This is a genomic window from Microcystis panniformis FACHB-1757, assembly GCF_001264245.1.
GTDB lineage: Bacteria > Cyanobacteriota > Cyanobacteriia > Cyanobacteriales > Microcystaceae > Microcystis > Microcystis panniformis.
Genome location: NZ_CP011339.1, coordinates 1,504,755 through 1,521,370, shown reverse-complemented (window position 1 = coordinate 1,521,370; position 16,616 = coordinate 1,504,755). Strand labels below are relative to the sequence as shown.

Here is a 16,616-nt window from a genome sequence, read left to right as displayed (position 1 = left end):
GATGAGTTAAAATTTTCCTAATTCCCCACCCTTTGCGGTTAAAAGCTTTAATTGTCCTGCTGCCTTTGTAATTCCTCGATCGCGTCGGGGGATAAATCGGTAAATCGGGCGATTTCTGGGATAGAAAAACCAGCAGATAGCATTTTTAGGGCAATTTGTCGAGCTTTTTCTTCTTTGCCTTCTTGCAATCCTTCTTGTCGTCCTTCTTGTCGTCCTTTTTGTAGTCCCTTTTCCTCGCCTTCCTCTAAAATATCTTGATAGATGACGGATTCTCTCATAATCTCACTCCGAAGAATTTTTTTAATCGTCTCTCGATTTAATACTAACCCGGCGAGAATACTGGTAGCGGCAGCGAGATTGCTTTGCACCTGTTTTTCGGGGATAGTTTCTAGAGAACGGGACACCAGACTTAACACCTGTTCGGGGTCATCGGTATTGCTGAGGACAGCAAAGGGTAATAAACCGGGATGATGGAAAAATTGTGGTGTATTTTCTTCCCAAAGACGGATGACTTGGAAGGAATGAAAGGTTTCCCCTAGACGGAAAGTATTTTCTTGTACTAGGGGGGAATCACTGCGTCGCAGATAAATTACCACTTGACGCATTGGTTTTTGGGGATGACGACGATAGACGCGAATGCGATAATCGAGCATTCGGAAAGGAATTTTGGAGTCGGGGTCGGTTTGAAATTCGGTATGAAGAATTAATTCCTCTGACTGCAAAAAAATCAGAGAATCGGCACGAATGGGGTCTAATTGTAATTCCGTCGGGTCGAGGACGGTTAAGGAGAGGGGAGAACCCAATAACCAAGTGGCTAGATCATCGGAGAAGTTTTCGGCAATAAATTTACAAATATTATCAAACATCGTCAGCGTTTTGTCTTTGTAATTGCTACCATCCACATCAATAAATTCAAGATTACTTGCTATAAATTCCTTAACAATTAAGCTAGATAACCCCCCGATAATTAGTAAAATTCTTTGATTTTATGGTAATCTTTGAACCAAGCTTACGAAATATTATATCACCGATTCAGATAGATCATGATTTAATCTTGTTTTAAGTTCACAAACATAATTAACGGTAGCATAATCTGTCTTAATAATTAACTTTACTTCAGCCAGTAATTGACCAGATATATAGGGTTTATCTTCAATATTTTCCTGAAAATTAGGTAAGGATTCCAGACAGTTCAAATATTTATGAAATAGGGAATATTTGGGATACATAAGCAATAAAAATTTACCTTTTTTCTAAGATTAGTAAATATTCAGATTTCATGCCATCAGGATTTTTATTCTTGCGAGATTTGAATAATTGTCTGGTTTTAATTCTATCCTCAAAGACGGTATCAAAAATAAAGCCATTTTCCTGAAAATATTCCCCTAATATTCGCCAAGTTTCTACTTCCACTCCATCCACTTTCGGATTACCCACAAAAATGCAAGCTTTCCCAGCTTGTTTTAATTTTCTGGTGGCATTTTCTAAAGCGTTGATAGTGTGACAAAAATAGGAATCGAGTATTTTATGTAAATTCTCTTTCTCTAAACTTGATCTCACTTGATTTAAGGTTTCGGTTTCGATTAATCTGGTAGCCTGTCGGTAGGGAATTTCTAGCTTAGAGATTTTTTGCACTTCTTTTTCTGTATATCCTAACCAATATAAATCTAGTTTTGCTGTTCTGATATATTCCTGTGCTTGCAGATAGGGGGGGGAACTAATTAAACAATCTAACTCTAGATTTTGCTCAATCTCAAAAGTGGCACTATCTACTCCTCCATAAAAAAGCACCTGATTATAATTGCGCCAAGTTACGGTAATATATTGATTGACGCTGGTTAAAGTTTCAAAACTCATCTCTTTAATCGTTCGTTTTAATTCCTCTTGCCAATTTCTTTGTAATAGTTCCTGTATATCTGATTTTTTGTATTTCGATTGAAATAATTTAGGTTTGGTATGTTCTGCATAGGAAAACTGTTTACTAACTTTCACTAAAACCGCTTGAATGATCTGGGAATACAAATCAGGTTCTAGACTTTTTTGACCTGCCCAAAGTTTCTGTAAAACTGCTAAAATATCCTCTGGATACCAATAGTTTAAATTTGACCACTGAGGGATAAATTTATCCTCATTGGCAAAAACTTCTAAGATTTTTTTATCTAACTCTGAGTAACTCAATGGTTCTTGGTGTTCTGTGATCTTAATCGGTATAATATGGTTTAAAAGATAATTAAGGTCAGTTAAAACCGCGTTTCTTTGACAAAGTTTAGCCTCTAAACCAACCGTACCCGAACCAGCAAAAGGATCGATAATCCAATCATCATTTTTAGTATAATTATCAAGACAAAATCTCACCACTTGGGGAATAAATTTAGCAGGATAATAATAGATGCCGTGGGTTAGATAACTGGTGCTGGTGATTTCTGGCACTAAATCTCGAAAAGAAACTAATCGCGGGGTTCCCCGATTAATTTCTTCTAAATTATTAGAATCGAAAAGTTCTAAGTAGGGAGGCACAATTATTTGTAGGATAGGTTAGCGGTAGTGTAACATGAGCGGGCGTTGGGTTTCATGCTTCAACCCAACCTACGTTCATCTTATATTTAATTCCACCCACCCACTTAACTGCATGATTCGGCTATCAATTCTCCCTAGGGTGGACTAGCCAATTAAAATAAAGATTAAAACCGTAGTTGATCAATATTCTAACTTATCGTCCCCTAACCTAACCGACAACTCAGCTTTTTTACTTTTTACTTAACGTGATATACTGCCAGAGGAAAAAATGACGTTTTAATTAGTCTGCGTGAATAGCCAATCCTCGACGATCATAGAACAGGTTAGAGTCCTTGACCCCCTGACACAAACCGATCGCATTGCCGATGTCTGGATTGAGGAGGGGGTAATTAAAGCGATCGAATCTCAGCTTCCCCCAAGAGAAAATAGTAACTATATTTCCGGTCAAAACTGTATTTTTGCCCCCGGATTAGTCGATCTCTACAGTCATTCCGGGGAACCCGGCCACGAGGACAGAGAAACCCTCGCATCTTTGCTCAAAGCGGCCACGGCCGGAGGCTGCACCCGGGTGGCAATTCTCCCCAATACTCTCCCACCCCTCGATCACCCCGCACTGATTAGCACATTACAGCAAAAAAGTCAAGGGTTTTTTGACTCAAAATCGACTCGTCTGCATTTTTGGGCAAGTCTCACCCTAGGAAGACAAGGGCAAAAAATGACGGAATTAGCCGATTTAATGCCGGTAACGGTGGGTTTTACCGATAATCGCAGTCTGGAAGATTTGGGACTGTTGCGGCACTTATTGGAATACCTAAAACCCTTCGGTAAAAATATTGCCCTTTCCCCCGTAAATCAGCAATTAAAGGGTAATGGAGTCATGCGTGAGGGAGAAACCTCGATTCGCCTAGGTTTACCGGGGATCCTGCTATTTCCGAAACCACTGCTTTAGCCACAATTTTAGAAATCGTCGGCGAAATTAATACACCTGTTCACCTAATGCGAATTTCTACCCGTCGAGGAGTGGAATTAATTCGCGAGGCAAAAATGCGGGGATTGCCGATAACCGCTAGTGTGACGTGGTTGCATCTGCTCTTAAATACAGGATCGATCGCCAGCTACCATCCCAGTTTACACCTCGCTCCCCCCTTGGGCAACGAAAGCGATCGCAAGGCGTTAATTGCGGCAATTAAGGAGGGAATTATCGATGCAATCGCGATCGATCATCGTCCCTATACCTACGAAGAAAAAACCGTCTCTTTTGCAGAAGCACCCCCCGGCGCAATCGGGTTAGAATTAGCTTTACCGCTACTCTGGGAAAAATTAGTAATAACTGGGCAATTATCAGCTTTACAATTATGGCAAGCGCTTAGTCTCAATCCCTGTCATTGTTTACAACAAAAACCGGCATCTCTCAACCCGGGTAATCCCGCAGAAGCAATTCTTTTTCATCCCCAAGCAAGCTGGAAAGTAACAGCAAATAATCTTCACTCCCTCAGTCATAATACTTTCTGGTTAAATCAAACAGTTACGGGAAAAGTGTTAGAAATGTGGAATTTTTAAAGGGTGGCTAATTTCTATCTTGAGACTCTCCTAGTTTTTTGGATAATGATCAGCTAGAATTCTAGAGAGAACTAGAGTAAGGCCATGGAAAAAGAACTGGTATCGGAAAAGCGCGGTTATCTGCTTCGCACGGTGGCAGAAGCTAAAGAAATTGTCCTTAATTGGTTGCGGGAAATAAATTTAGTTAATGCGATTAAATTAGGTTTACCAGAAGTGGATGACAGATATCACATTTGGCGAATTCCTTTATGTAATGAACAGAAAAAAACCGTTGGGGAAGTGGTGATCGATGCCTACACCACCGAAATTTTAGCCGATAGGACAACCCGGACTGAAATTATTATCGCTCGTTTGTTAAAACAGGATGAATCTAAATTAGAAACCCGCAAGAAAACCAAAAAAGAATACAAGCTTTCCTCTCTGAGAAATACCATCGGATTTGGTGATTGTAGTGAACTTTTGGAGGAAATGCCAGCAGAAAGTGTTGATTTAATCTTTACCTCACCACCCTATTTTAATGCTCGCCCGGAATATTCGGAATTTGAAGAATACGAAACCTATCTATTGAAGCTGCGACAGGTGATCAGAAAATGCCATCGAGTTTTGAGTGAAGGACGTTTTTTTGTCATTAATATTTCTCCCGTGCTGTTGCGTCGTGCTTCCCGTAATCAAGCTTCTAAACGTATTGCTGTCCCCTTTGATTTGCATCGAATTTTTATTGAGGAAGGTTACGATTTTATTGATGATATTATTTGGCTAAAACCAGAGGGAGCAGGGTGGGCAACTGGTAGAGGACGCAGATTTGCCGCTGATAGAAATCCTCTCCAATACAAAACTGTGCCGGTGACTGAATACGTTTTAGTCTATCGTAAACACACGGATTTACTCATCGATTGGCATATTCGTAATCATCCCGATCAAGAAGTAGTAAAAGCCTCAAAAATTGCCGATGGTTATGAACGCACTAATGTCTGGAAAATTAACCCATTCACTAACTCAAAACATCCCGCCGCTTTTCCCGTAGAATTGGCAGAAAAAGTGATTACCTATTACTCTTTTAAAGGCGATGTGGTTTTAGATCCCTTTGCTGGTTCAGGAACCGTGGGACTAGCGGCCGCTTCTTTAGATAGACGTTTTGTTTTATTCGAGAGTAATTTTAATTATATTGAACTGATACGAAAGCTAATTACTGAAGGCAATAAGACTGATTTAGACTCAGTTATTTGGCTTAAGTAGGTAGGCGTTAAAAATTATCAGATGCCCCCCTTATTAAGGGGGGATTAAGGGGGGACTAAGGGGGGATCGGCACCCCCCTTATCAAGGGGGGCAGGGGGGATCGAACCTAAAATCCATTTTTAATTTAATTATAACCAGCTACTTAATTGTCCGTTAGAAAACTAACAATGAGCGAGGTAAACACCATGACAGCCGGTAAAAGTCACGCTTATTTTACTCCAAAAGACTATCTAGAAATAGAGAAAATTAGTCCCATTAAACATGAATATATACAAGGGCAAATCTTGGCGATGGCGGGGGCCAGTAAAGCCCATGTTATCATCACAGGTAATCTTTCGGCCCAATTAATTAATCATTTACGGGGTAGTGGTTGTCTTGCCTATGCTACCGATATGAAAGTGCGTCTCCCTAGCTTAAATATCTTCTATTATCCCGATTTTGCCATTACTTGTGACCAACTCGATCGAGTTTCCCAGGAAGATTTTATCCTGCATCCGCAAGTGATTATCGAAGTTTTATCCGACTCTACGGCAGCCTTTGATAGAGGCGATAAATTTGCCGATTATCAAACTATCCCCGAATTAGAGGAATATCTATTGATCGAACAAAAACAAGTCCTAATCGAACAATATCAACGTCAATCTAATAACCTCTGGATTCCCCATATTTATCAAGGGGGAGATTTAATCACTATTAACTGTATTAACTTTTCTTGTCCGATAGAAATTCTTTATCAAAACCTAGAAATTCTTAGCTAGAATCTTGACCGTAAAAATAGTCAAATGGGGTCAGGTATTAGGAGAAATTTACCCTATTTCCTAACCCCCCAACAACTTAGATAATTAACCCCTTTGTCGAGTATTGATCACCTCACCGGCTGCATTAACTAACTCTAGCTGTAGCGGCATTTGTCCCATAGCGTGAGTGGAACAACTTAAACAGGGATCATAGCAACGAATACCCGCTTCCACCCGGTTTAACATCGCTTCAGGAATTTCGCCACCATGGATATAATGTTGGGCGATTTGTTTCACCGTTTGATTCATGGCTAAATTATTATTACCCGTGGCAATAATTAAATTCACCGTTTCAATCAAACCATTCTCATCCACTTTATAATCATGGAATAAAGTACCCCGGGGCGCTTCACTAACTCCCACCCCTTGCAGATTATTAATTCCTGCTTCGGCGCGACAGCGTGGAGAAACTATATCGGGATCGTCGATTAAAAGTTCGATACGCTCTAAACAGCCTAAAATCTCCACTAATCGGGCATAATGATAGTAAAAAGAAGAGGTGGCTACACCACCGACCCGATGGCGATATTCCCGTAACTCGATATCCGCCCCCTCCGTGCCAAAATGGGAACAAACATTTAAGCGCGCCAACGGACCAACCCGATAGATACCGTTGGGATAACCGAGGGGTTTATAGTAGGGAAACTTCAAATAAGACCATTTTTCTACTGATTCGCCGATATAATCGCGATAATTGTCTTCGCTCAGGTTATCGGCCACGATATTGCCTTGACTATCGGTAAAACGAATATGACCACCGTAGTGTTCCCACTCGTCCCGTTTACCGACCAATCCCATAAACAGGGAAGGGAAATTACCAAAAGCGGCGATTTCTATGGTTAAATCGTCCAGAAGTCTTTTAAACAGGTTTAAAGCCGTGTAAAGAGTCGCTTTAGACTCCGGCAGTCGTTCTTTAATCCATTGTCGCCCTTCTTCGCTCAGGGGAGAACGCACACCTCCCGGGACAGACCAAGCGGGGTGAATTTTTTTTGCTCCCAAAAGTTCAATAACTTTCTGTCCAAATTGACGTAAACGGATGCCTGCTCGCGCTAGGTCGGGATCGGCGGCAATTAAACCGAAAACATTCCGTTTAGCCGGGTCACTTTCCCAACCAAGCAGAAAATCGGGACTGCTAAGATGGAAAAAGCTTAAAGCATGGGATTGGGTTAATTGTCCCAAATTCATCAAGCGCCGCAGTTTTTCCCCCGCAGGGGGGATTTGCACCGCTAGAATTTTATCGCCGGTTTTGGCGGCACAAAGCAGGTGACTAACGGGGCAAATGCCGCAAATCCGGGCAGTAATTCCCGCCATCTCCCACATCGGCCGTCCCTCGCAGAATTTCTCAAAACCACGATACTCGACCACATGAAAACGCACGTCATCCACTTCCCCCCCATCGTCAAGGAAAATCGAGATCTTGGCATGGCCTTCGATCCGGGTGACGGGATCGATAACGACGGTTTTAGTCATAGTAAGTCCTCATTGTTCAGGAGTTTCACAGAACGGCATTGTGGAGATTGCGATCGAGCTTGGTTTCAAAGATAATTTATCCCGATCTCCGCCCTGCTGTTTCTATGATAGTTATTACCCTCCTAGCAATCCTAATTTTTTTGACAATTTTTTCCGATTCTCAATCGGAAAAAAAATTAAAATTTTGTAGCAAATACTACAGAAAATAGTTCGGGAATCCGCAATGATTGTGTCTCTCTTTGCTGGTGTTGATCGGTCATTATATATATAGAAGTCGGTTCTCGGCTGTTAGTCTTCCTCTCAAGGCTGAGGGCGAAAGGGTCGGAATTCAGCTAGATTGTTGACGGCTAATCGGGAAAATCACCTTTTTGTTTTGTAATCTTACCTAACAGTATCAGCGGCACTGCCGAGGATTCAGGAAAAAGCGACCCAAAAACAAGCGATTGTAGTTGATAGTTCTAGGCTGTAATACTTTTGTTCTGGATGTTGGGAGAAAAAGGATAAACTTAACATCATACCAAAGAATGAATTAGCTTTGAACCTTTAGGGGATTGTCTGCGTCTAAAAGCACAGGATACAATCAAAGGAATTCCGAATCGAACTCATACCGACTTCAGATAAGCCAGACTCACCCGCGAGTCGGAATAGTAACAGACTTTTTCTGTGTCAAGGAGTCACCACCAAACCAATGCCCACAGCAAAAACCAACCAAACTCAACCACAGCCCACCCTCAATGCCGATATGGTGCGTACCTATCTGCACGAAATTGGGCGGGTTCCCCTCCTAACTCACGAACAAGAAATTATTTACGGCAAACAAGTCCAACGGATGATGAGCCTGTTAGAAGCGAAAGAAGGACTATCGAAACAATTAGGACGGGAACCACAGCACTTGGAGTGGGCGGATTCGGTGAATTTAAGCGAAAATGAACTGGATCGCGCCTTGAAAACCGGCGATCGAGCTAAACGGAAAATGATTGAAGCTAACCTCCGCTTGGTGGTTGCGATCGCTAAGAAATATCAAAAGCGGAACATGGAATTCCTAGATCTAATTCAAGAGGGTAGTCTGGGATTAGAAAGAGGTGTAGAGAAATTTGATCCCACCAAAGGTTATAAATTTTCTACCTATGCCTACTGGTGGATTCGACAAGCGATTACCCGTGCGATCGCTCAACAGGCCCGCACCATTCGTTTACCCATCCATATCACCGAAAAACTGAATAAAATCAAAAGAACCCAGCGCGAACTCGCCCAAAAACTGGGCAGAAGTGCCACTCCCGCCGAGATTGCCCTAGAATTAGAGCTAGAACCCGCTCAAATCCGCGAATATCTCAGTATGGCTCGTCAACCCATCTCCCTTGATGTGCGCGTCGGCGATAACCAAGATACGGAATTGTCGGAACTATTAGAAGATAGCGGAGTTTCTCCCGATACCTTCATCACCCAAGAGTTATTACGGCAAGACTTAGCCAATCTCCTGGCCGAATTAACCCCCCAACAACGGGAAGTGATTACTCTCCGTTTCGGTTTAACCGATGGCAAAGAGTTATCCCTAGCCAAAATCGGTCAGAGAATGAACATCAGTCGGGAACGAGTGCGACAATTAGAACACCAGGCTCTGGCTCATTTACGCCGTCGCCGGGCTAACGTCAAGGAATATATTGTCGCCAGTTAGTAAAATTAGCAAATAACCAAGAAGGAGAGCGCAAGCTCTCTTTTTTTTGGGTTTATTATTGCTAAATTTTTAACCAACCTGAACAAAAAAAGGGTAAATTTTGCCAGTGTACTTAGGGTTGGCTGAAAAAGTTTTTCGTGGGGACAGGGTGTGGGGTGTAGGTTTTTACCGATTTTGAGGGGGTCAATTACCTAATTTTCAGGGAAAAAGTGCCTAAATTTCCCCCCCCGATCACTCCCAGATCTGGTAATTTTTGATTGACAAAAAGTCTAAAAGTTTTACCCAACAAGGTTTTTAGATTTATTCAGCAAGCTCTAAGTATCTTTTCAGAACTGGGGAGGGGAGAGAAAGGAACCTCCAGAGGCGGCAATCCCTATAAATGGGCGCGCAGAGACTCTTACGCAGTTTAAATTCAGTACAGCTTACCACAACCGACAGCGAGGCGAGTAGCACCGGCGGGTATTTTATCGAATAAAAAAGAGATTTCAGGTTAAAAATTAAATAAAGAGCATAAATAAGCTTATTTATGCTCTTTAATGCCTAATTACAGGCTTGTTTAAGTGATGACAAGCTAATTATCCTCTAGTCTTCGTTAAAAATTAATTAATAATTATTCTCAATTATTTGAGGTGACTACTCTAGCTGCGATCCAAGATTCATGCTGAAAAGCCTTGATTTTCAAAGGCTAAACCGGCTAAAAATACTGATGTATCAAAGGATATCGAGCAACTGTAACAATTCTTAACTTGACTGTATTGAGAATTATTCTAAACTAAGACTTAAAGCTTATTGCATATTATTATCAATAAGCTTGGTTCTATTTTCGTTAAAAGATGCCATGCAGACCTACGACAATCCTCAGATCAAGTACGACTGGTGGGCAGGAAATGCCCGTTTTGCCGATAAATCAGGCTTATTTATCGTTGCCCACGTTGCCCAAGCTGCTTTAATCGCTTTTTGGGCAGGAGCCTTCACCTTATTTGAAATTTCCCAGTATCGCCCCGATATAGCCATGGCAGAACAGGGCTTAATTTTACTGCCGCACCTGGCCACTTTAGGCTTTGGAGTCGGAGAAAAGGGGCAAATCATCGATATCTATCCCTTTTTCGTGATTGGCTCAATTCATCTGATTTCTTCGGCAGTTTTGGGAGCAGGAGCCTTATTTCACCTGTTAAGAGTCCCAGAAACCCTGAAAGATTCCTCCGGTCCGGGGAAAAAATTCCATTTTGATTGGAGTGAACCCCGACAATTAGGAGTTATTCTCGGTCATCACCTGCTCTTTTTAGGTATAGCTGCATTATTATTAGTGGCCAAAGCTATGTACTGGGGGGGATTATACGACGCAACTATCGGCGCTGTCCGAGTCGTTAGTGAACCAACCCTCGATCCTTGGGTTATCTATGGCTATCAAACCCACTTCGCTACTGTGGACAATCTCGAAGATTTAGTCGGTGGTCATATCTACGTCGGTTTAATGTTAATTGGGGGCGGTATCTGGCATATTATTGTTCCCCCGCTCAAATGGGCGAGAAATGTGCTGATTTTCTCCGGAGAAGCCATTTTATCCTATTCTTTGGGCGGAATTGCCCTCGCTGGTTTCGTGGCCGCCTATTTCTGTGGGGTAAATACTCTCGCTTATCCAGTCGAATTTTACGGGCCAATTTTAGAAGTGAAGTTAGGAATTGCTCCCTACTTTGCCGACACGGTGAAATTGCCCTTTGGAGTGCATACGGCGCGTTGTTGGTTAGCTAATGCCCACTTTTTTCTCGCTTTCTTCTTTTTACAAGGTCATCTCTGGCACGCTTTACGCGCGATGGGTTTTGACTTTAAACGAGTAGAAAAAGCCTTAAATGCGATAGAAGCCTAGTTTTTTCAAGGAAGATTAGGATAAATTATCGATTTTCCTAATTTTCCCCGCTGATCAATCTTTCTAACTGTCCCTTATGCCTTACTGTACCTGTTGTAACACCAAATTGCTGCATCACATTGGACGCTCTCGCTCTTATTGGTACTGTAGTTCTTGCCGGCAGGAAATGCCAGTTTCAGAGGCCGAAAACTGTAATCAGGGGCTTTATTCCCTATCAAGGAGAATTAAGAGTTAAACTCACTTATTTCGCAACAAGGACAAATTTTATGGCAAAAATTGGCTTATTTTTTGGCACGCAAACCGGCAAAACCGAAACGGTAGCGGAAATGATTCAGAAAGAATTTGGAGGTGAGGCAATTGTAGAATTACACGATATCTCCTCCGCTTCTACCGAGGATTTTGCCCCCTACGATGCCCTGATTATCGGTTGTCCCACATGGAATATCGGCGAATTACAAAGCGATTGGGAGGGTTTTTACGATGAATTGGATGACATTGATTTCGTCTCCAAAAAGGTCGCTTATTTCGGGATGGGGGATCAAATCGGTTATGCGGATAACTTTCAAGATGCTCTGGGGATACTGGAAGAAAAAATCGCCTCCCTGGGGGGTAAAACCGTCGGTTACTGGCCGACAGAAGGTTACGATTTTAACGAGTCGAAAGCCCTAAAAAATGGCAAATTTGTCGGTTTAGCCCTCGATGAAGACAACCAATCCGATTTAACTGAACAACGGATCAAAACCTGGGTCGCGGGACTTAAGGGCGAATTTGGCGTTTAGTTAGCTATCAATCAGTTATCAGTTATCAGTTATCAGTTATCAGTTACCAGTGAATAGTATTAAGTGGCTAGTTCGCAGCTTTCTTTTCATCGATTACTGATTACTGTTTACTAATCACTGAAAAATCCCCTATATCCTTGATTATTATGTCTCGATTACCTGATGCAGTTTGGATTAATGTTAACCCCAGTTTTCGCCGTTTTGATCGCCCAGTGTTGGATTTTTTAGCCAGGGAAATTGCGATCGCTGATTGGCAATACTGTCAATCTCTTGATGAGCCAGCTTCTCTTGATATTGCCTTGGTATTAATACAAGATTACCTGAAACAATGCGATCGACCGCTGCATTTAGTCGGCCACGGCACGGGGGGATTAGTAGGATTACTGTATGCGCGTCGTTATCCGGAAAGGGTAAAATCCTTAACTTTGCTCTCTGTGGGAGTCTATCCGGCGATCGATTGGCAAGCTCATTATTATGTGCTATCAAAATTACTGCCTTGTTCTCGTCAAACTCTGCTCAATCAATCGGTTCACAATCTTTTTGGTCATCAATCCTGCGCTTTAACCCAAGAATATCGCTATCTCTTGGAAGAGGATTTATTATTGTCCCTTTCTCCCCATAATCTCTATCAGAATGCCCATTTCGCCCCGGGGACAGTTCCCGTACCCCTGTTAATCTGTGGGGGAGATATCGATACGATTATCGATCAGCATTTATTGCAGGGATGGCAGCCCTGGTTAAAGTCAGGCGATCGCATTTGGAGTTGTCACAAAGGGCGTTATTTTTTCCACTATTCCCACCCCTACAGCGTCAGTCAAGAGATTTTTAGTTTTTGGCGATCTCTAGTTCCACAGGAATTTCTTTCTGAGCCAACTGTAATTATTCCTTAATTGACAAAAATCGAGATTTATGTTAAGGCTAATACCGCTCTTTTGTCCGATCGCGATCTGGATAACGCTGCTGTTCTTTTTTACTGCTCTTTTTCTTGCTGTTGCCCAAGGGCGCCGGCAGTTGCAAAAGCTGCATCGAATTCCCTGTAGTCGCTGTGTTTTTTGTACTGGAGATTATCGCTTGAAATGTGCGGTGCATCCAATGCGCGCTTTTTCGGAAGAGGCGATCGATTGTCGGGATTTTGAGCGAGAAATTCAGGAAAATCAGAAAATGGGTTTCTTGAAGAAACCTGTTTTCTCAGTTTCTTTTCTCGTCATCATAACCTGGATTCTGGCTGTTAAGTTGAGAATATCGTCGATAATACCTGCTTTTTAAAGTAGGGAGACTTCCAGTTTGAGCGGTAAGCTAAGTAGTCATGCAAAATTAATTACCTGCCCGATCGAGCTAAAACCCTTACGGGGCAATGATCGTCATGTGTAAATAATTTTGCCTAGGTACTTATCAGCGTTGAGCTTGCCGCTAGAGGATTTGAGCGCATTTTTCTCTCAGACATCAGCCCTGCTCTGCTAAGATGATAATGATTATCGTTTTAACTGGCAATGGTCAATCAAATTAGGTATCCTCTAACAGAAAGCCCCGTTATCGAGGAAGATTCGCAAAAAATCGTAAAAATACGTCATACTTGCGCCCATGTCTTAGCAATGGCCGTACAAACTCTCTTTCCTGAAACCAAAGTTGCTATTGGTCCTTGGACAGAAACGGGATTTTACTACGATTTCGATCGCCAAACACCCTTTACCCCCGAAGATTTGGAGAAAATAGCGGCAGAAATGGGGCGAATTATCGGGAAAAACCTGCCAATTATCCGAGAAGTGCTGGAAAGAAGCGAAATTACCGCAGAAATCGAGCGCCTTAATCAACCCTACAAAAAGTTAATTTTAGAGAGAATTCCCCCAGATGAAACCATTACCCGTTATTTTATCGGTAGTCCGGACGCAGGACGGAGCGATCGAGAACCCTCGTTAATTGATGGCGCTGTTTCTCCCCCAGAAGAATTTTGGTGGGATCTGTGTGCGGGACCCCATCTCAACTCGACGGGGGAAATTAACCCAGATGCTTTCGTCTTGGAGAGTGTAGCGGGTGCTTATTGGCAAGGAGATGAAAAACAGCCGCAATTACAGCGAATTTACGGCACAGCTTGGCAAACCCCCGCAGAATTACAAAATTATCTCCAACAAAAAGAAGAAGCGCAGCGACGAGATCATCGCAAATTGGGACAACAATTAAAATTATTTAGCATCCAAGAAGATGCCGGTGGCGGCTTAGTTTTTTGGCATCCCCGGGGTGCAACAATGCGTTATTTAATCGAAGATTATTGGCGCCAAGCTCATTTAGAAGCGGGTTATCAATTTCTTTATACTCCCCATCTAGCTAATTTAGATCTGTGGAAAACTTCTGGACATTGGGACTTTTATCGCGACAATATGTTTGAGGCGATCGAGTTAGAACAGCAAAGCTATCAAATTAAGCCGATGAATTGTCCTTTTCATGTTTTAACCTATCAAAATGACCTGCATTCCTATCGAGAATTTCCCCTCAGATGGGCAGAATTAGGCACAGTTTATCGTTACGAGCGATCGGGGGTTTTACACGGATTAATGCGGGTAAGAGGTTTTACTCAAGATGATGCTCATATTTTCTGTTTACCAGAACAAATTGCCGCAGAGATTCTAGGAGTTTTAAATTTAACCGAGAAAATTCTTTCCGATTTTGGCTTTACTAATTATCAGGTAAATTTATCGACTCGCCCCAGTAAATCCGTGGGTAGTGATAGTGTTTGGGAATTGGCAACGGCGGCTCTAATTGAGGCCTTAAATGCTAAAAAGTGGGATTATATTGAGGATCAGGGAGGTGGGGCTTTTTATGGTCCGAAAATTGATATAAAAATTCAAGATGCGATCGGTAGAATGTGGCAATGTTCCACGATTCAGGTCGATTTTAACTTGCCAGAACGCTTTGATATGCAATATGTCGCTAGGGATGGTACTCGGGAAAAACCGATTATGATTCATCGAGCTATTTTTGGCTCTTTGGAAAGATTTTTTGGTATTTTAATCGAGAATTATGCGGGAGATTTTCCTCTCTGGTTAGCACCTATTCAAGTCCGTTTATTACCCGTTAGTGATGAACAGCATCATTATGCTTTAGAGGTAGCAATGCAGTTAAAACAAGCTGGTTATCGAGTGGAAATCGATAAAAGTGGTGAGCGTTTAGGTAAACAAATTCGTACAGGAGAACTAGAAAAAATCCCTGTCTTAGCTGTGATTGGAAAACGAGAAGTTAGCAGTAAAACTCTAAGTGTTCGCACTCGACAAGGGGGTGATCTAGGTTCGATGACGCTGGCAGATTTATTAGAAAAAATGCAAACAGCGATCCTATCTAAAACTAATCTCTGAAACTTTTGTATAAACCAGCAATTAGTGGATATCGATCCCCTCCAAGCGAATTTAACAGGGTTGAGAAAAGCCTATTTTCTGCCAATTAATTAACTTACAAGTGGGTTAGCTGCCATGAGTTCTTTGATAATTCCTCTCTCCGATTCCCTCCCTTGCTTACCAAAATCGGGAATGCCTGTCACGATTATTACTGGTTTTTTAGGGAGTGGAAAAACCACCTTACTAAATCATATTCTTGACAATAAAGAAGGGTTAAAAGTTGCCGTATTAGTCAATGAGTTTGGAGATATTAATATTGATTCTCAATTGCTTGTTTCCATCGATGAAGATATGGTAGAATTGAGTAATGGCTGTATTTGTTGTACGATTAATGATAGTTTAATTGAGACAGTCTATCAGGTCTTAGAAAAGGAAATTCCCGTGGACTATCTAATCATTGAAACCACAGGATTAGCCGATCCTTTGCCAATTATTCTGACCTTCTTGGCCACAGAATTAAAATATCTGACTCGCTTAGATTCTATTATTACCCTCGTGGATTCTGAAACCTTTACTGCCGATCATTTTGATAGTAATATTGCCCTTAGTCAAATTCGTTATGGTGACGTGGTAATTCTCAATAAAATAGATCGAGTCAGTTCCAAGAAATTAGATGATTTAGAAAAGTTTATTCGTCGAGAAAAAGAGGGTATAAGACTCCTAAAAAGTAGTTATGGTCAGGTTCCTTTGGGTTTATTGTTAGATCTAGGTTTAACTAAAGAAGAATTGTATAAAAACCAGTTGAGAGACTTTCAAAAAAATCGCCCAATCTCCAGTGATAATCAATCTCCTGAAGACTTTAATTTTGTCTCCTTTGTTAGCGATAAACCATTTAATCTAGATAAATTTGAGCCTTTTCTCACGGAAAAAATGCCGATCAATGTTTTTCGAGCTAAAGGTATTCTCTGGTTTCAACAAAGCGATTTAAAACATATTTTTCAATTGAGCGGTCTTCGTTACGATCTGCAAGCAGTAGAATGGGACACTGTACCCAACAATCAATTAGTTTTTATCGGCAGAAATTTGAATAAAGAGGAAATTGTGACACAACTAAACGAATGCTTGGCTAGTTCTCAAAAAATTAAAAAGCACAAACTAAGTAGGTAGGTGTTAAAAGTTTTCAGACACCCCCCTTATTAAGGGGAGATTAAAGGGGGGATTGAGGGGGGATCGGCACCCCCCTTATCAAGGGGGGCAGGGGGGATCGAACCTAAAATCCATTTTTAATTTAATTATAACCAGCTACTTATGAATAATTTATGGATAAAAACTTTAAAATTTAACGAACCCTCGATCCAATGGTTTTACATCTCTTTGTTCTCTAAGTTC

General features: G+C 41.6%; 13 protein-coding genes and 1 pseudogene. 10 read left to right on the top strand and 4 right to left on the bottom strand.

Annotation, left to right across the window (positions count from 1 at the left end; all coding sequences use genetic code 11):
* Positions 1-47: 47 nt before the first annotated feature.
* The 3 genes from VL20_RS07430 to VL20_RS07420 form a co-directional block, all read right to left on the bottom strand.
* A complete protein-coding gene (locus VL20_RS07430) occupies positions 48-866 on the bottom strand; it encodes an Rpn family recombination-promoting nuclease/putative transposase (RefSeq protein WP_052276098.1) in 819 nt (272 codons plus the stop codon).
* Between the two features lie 153 nt (positions 867-1,019).
* Positions 1,020-1,229, bottom strand: coding sequence for a hypothetical protein (locus VL20_RS07425; RefSeq protein WP_052276097.1), 210 nt, complete (start codon positions 1,227-1,229; stop codon positions 1,020-1,022).
* A 13-nt stretch (positions 1,230-1,242) separates the two neighbouring features.
* Positions 1,243-2,517, bottom strand: coding sequence for a DNA methyltransferase (locus tag VL20_RS07420; protein ID WP_052276096.1), 1,275 nt, complete (start codon positions 2,515-2,517; stop codon positions 1,243-1,245).
* Positions 2,518-2,806: 289 nt separating this feature from the next.
* Between VL20_RS07420 and VL20_RS07415 the strand changes: the two are divergent.
* From VL20_RS07415 to VL20_RS07405, 3 genes and pseudogenes are all read left to right on the top strand, one after another.
* A pseudogene (locus VL20_RS07415) lies at positions 2,807-4,077 on the top strand (dihydroorotase).
* An 84-nt stretch (positions 4,078-4,161) separates the two neighbouring features.
* Positions 4,162-5,313, top strand: a complete 1,152-nt coding sequence (locus VL20_RS07410) for a DNA-methyltransferase (protein ID WP_052276095.1) — start codon at positions 4,162-4,164, stop codon at positions 5,311-5,313.
* 185 nt (positions 5,314-5,498) lie between these two features.
* Entirely contained in the window at positions 5,499-6,071 is a 573-nt protein-coding gene (locus VL20_RS07405) for a Uma2 family endonuclease (RefSeq protein WP_052276094.1), read from the top strand.
* 84 nt (positions 6,072-6,155) lie between these two features.
* Here VL20_RS07405 and VL20_RS07400 read toward each other — a convergent pair whose 3' ends face one another.
* On the bottom strand, positions 6,156-7,580 hold the full coding sequence (locus VL20_RS07400) for a Ni/Fe hydrogenase subunit alpha (RefSeq protein ID WP_052276093.1): 1,425 nt from the start codon (positions 7,578-7,580) through the stop codon (positions 6,156-6,158).
* Positions 7,581-8,268: 688 nt separating this feature from the next.
* On the opposite strand from VL20_RS07400, the gene VL20_RS07395 reads away from it, so the two are divergent.
* From VL20_RS07395 to VL20_RS07365, 7 genes are all read left to right on the top strand, one after another.
* Positions 8,269-9,255, top strand: coding sequence for an RNA polymerase sigma factor, RpoD/SigA family (locus VL20_RS07395; RefSeq protein WP_052276092.1), 987 nt, complete (start codon positions 8,269-8,271; stop codon positions 9,253-9,255).
* A gap of 838 nt (positions 9,256-10,093) precedes the next feature.
* Positions 10,094-11,122 (top strand): chlorophyll a/b binding light-harvesting protein, encoded by a 1,029-nt coding sequence (locus VL20_RS07390; protein ID WP_002742255.1) that lies wholly within the window; start codon positions 10,094-10,096, stop codon positions 11,120-11,122.
* Positions 11,123-11,388: 266 nt separating this feature from the next.
* A complete protein-coding gene (gene fldA / locus VL20_RS07385) occupies positions 11,389-11,901 on the top strand; it encodes a flavodoxin FldA (protein ID WP_002760221.1) in 513 nt (170 codons plus the stop codon).
* Positions 11,902-12,047: 146 nt separating this feature from the next.
* Positions 12,048-12,791: an alpha/beta hydrolase gene (locus VL20_RS07380; RefSeq protein ID WP_052276091.1), complete on the top strand. Its 744-nt coding sequence runs from the start codon at positions 12,048-12,050 to the stop codon at positions 12,789-12,791.
* Between the two features lie 19 nt (positions 12,792-12,810).
* Entirely contained in the window at positions 12,811-13,167 is a 357-nt protein-coding gene (locus VL20_RS07375; RefSeq protein ID WP_002736022.1) for a hypothetical protein, read from the top strand.
* 224 nt (positions 13,168-13,391) lie between these two features.
* Positions 13,392-15,248 (top strand): threonine--tRNA ligase, encoded by a 1,857-nt coding sequence (gene thrS / locus VL20_RS07370; protein WP_052276090.1) that lies wholly within the window; start codon positions 13,392-13,394, stop codon positions 15,246-15,248.
* A gap of 114 nt (positions 15,249-15,362) precedes the next feature.
* Positions 15,363-16,394 carry a CobW family GTP-binding protein gene (locus VL20_RS07365; protein WP_052276089.1) on the top strand — a complete coding sequence of 344 codons (1,032 nt, stop codon included), beginning with the start codon at positions 15,363-15,365 and terminating at the stop codon, positions 16,392-16,394.
* Positions 16,395-16,616 lie beyond the last annotated feature (222 nt).

Coding starts and splice junctions, on each gene's coding strand:
- VL20_RS07430 (WP_052276098.1), bottom strand. CDS start 866: ATGTTTGATAATATTTGTAAATTTATTGCCGAAAACTTCTCCGATGAT.
- VL20_RS07425 (WP_052276097.1), bottom strand. CDS start 1,229: ATGTATCCCAAATATTCCCTATTTCATAAATATTTGAACTGTCTGGAA.
- VL20_RS07410 (WP_052276095.1), top strand. CDS start 4,162: ATGGAAAAAGAACTGGTATCGGAAAAGCGCGGTTATCTGCTTCGCACG.
- VL20_RS07405 (WP_052276094.1), top strand. CDS start 5,499: ATGACAGCCGGTAAAAGTCACGCTTATTTTACTCCAAAAGACTATCTA.
- VL20_RS07400 (WP_052276093.1), bottom strand. CDS start 7,580: ATGACTAAAACCGTCGTTATCGATCCCGTCACCCGGATCGAAGGCCAT.
- VL20_RS07395 (WP_052276092.1), top strand. CDS start 8,269: ATGCCCACAGCAAAAACCAACCAAACTCAACCACAGCCCACCCTCAAT.
- VL20_RS07390 (WP_002742255.1), top strand. CDS start 10,094: ATGCAGACCTACGACAATCCTCAGATCAAGTACGACTGGTGGGCAGGA.
- fldA (WP_002760221.1), top strand. CDS start 11,389: ATGGCAAAAATTGGCTTATTTTTTGGCACGCAAACCGGCAAAACCGAA.
- VL20_RS07380 (WP_052276091.1), top strand. CDS start 12,048: ATGTCTCGATTACCTGATGCAGTTTGGATTAATGTTAACCCCAGTTTT.
- VL20_RS07375 (WP_002736022.1), top strand. CDS start 12,811: ATGTTAAGGCTAATACCGCTCTTTTGTCCGATCGCGATCTGGATAACG.
- thrS (WP_052276090.1), top strand. CDS start 13,392: ATGGTCAATCAAATTAGGTATCCTCTAACAGAAAGCCCCGTTATCGAG.
- VL20_RS07365 (WP_052276089.1), top strand. CDS start 15,363: ATGAGTTCTTTGATAATTCCTCTCTCCGATTCCCTCCCTTGCTTACCA.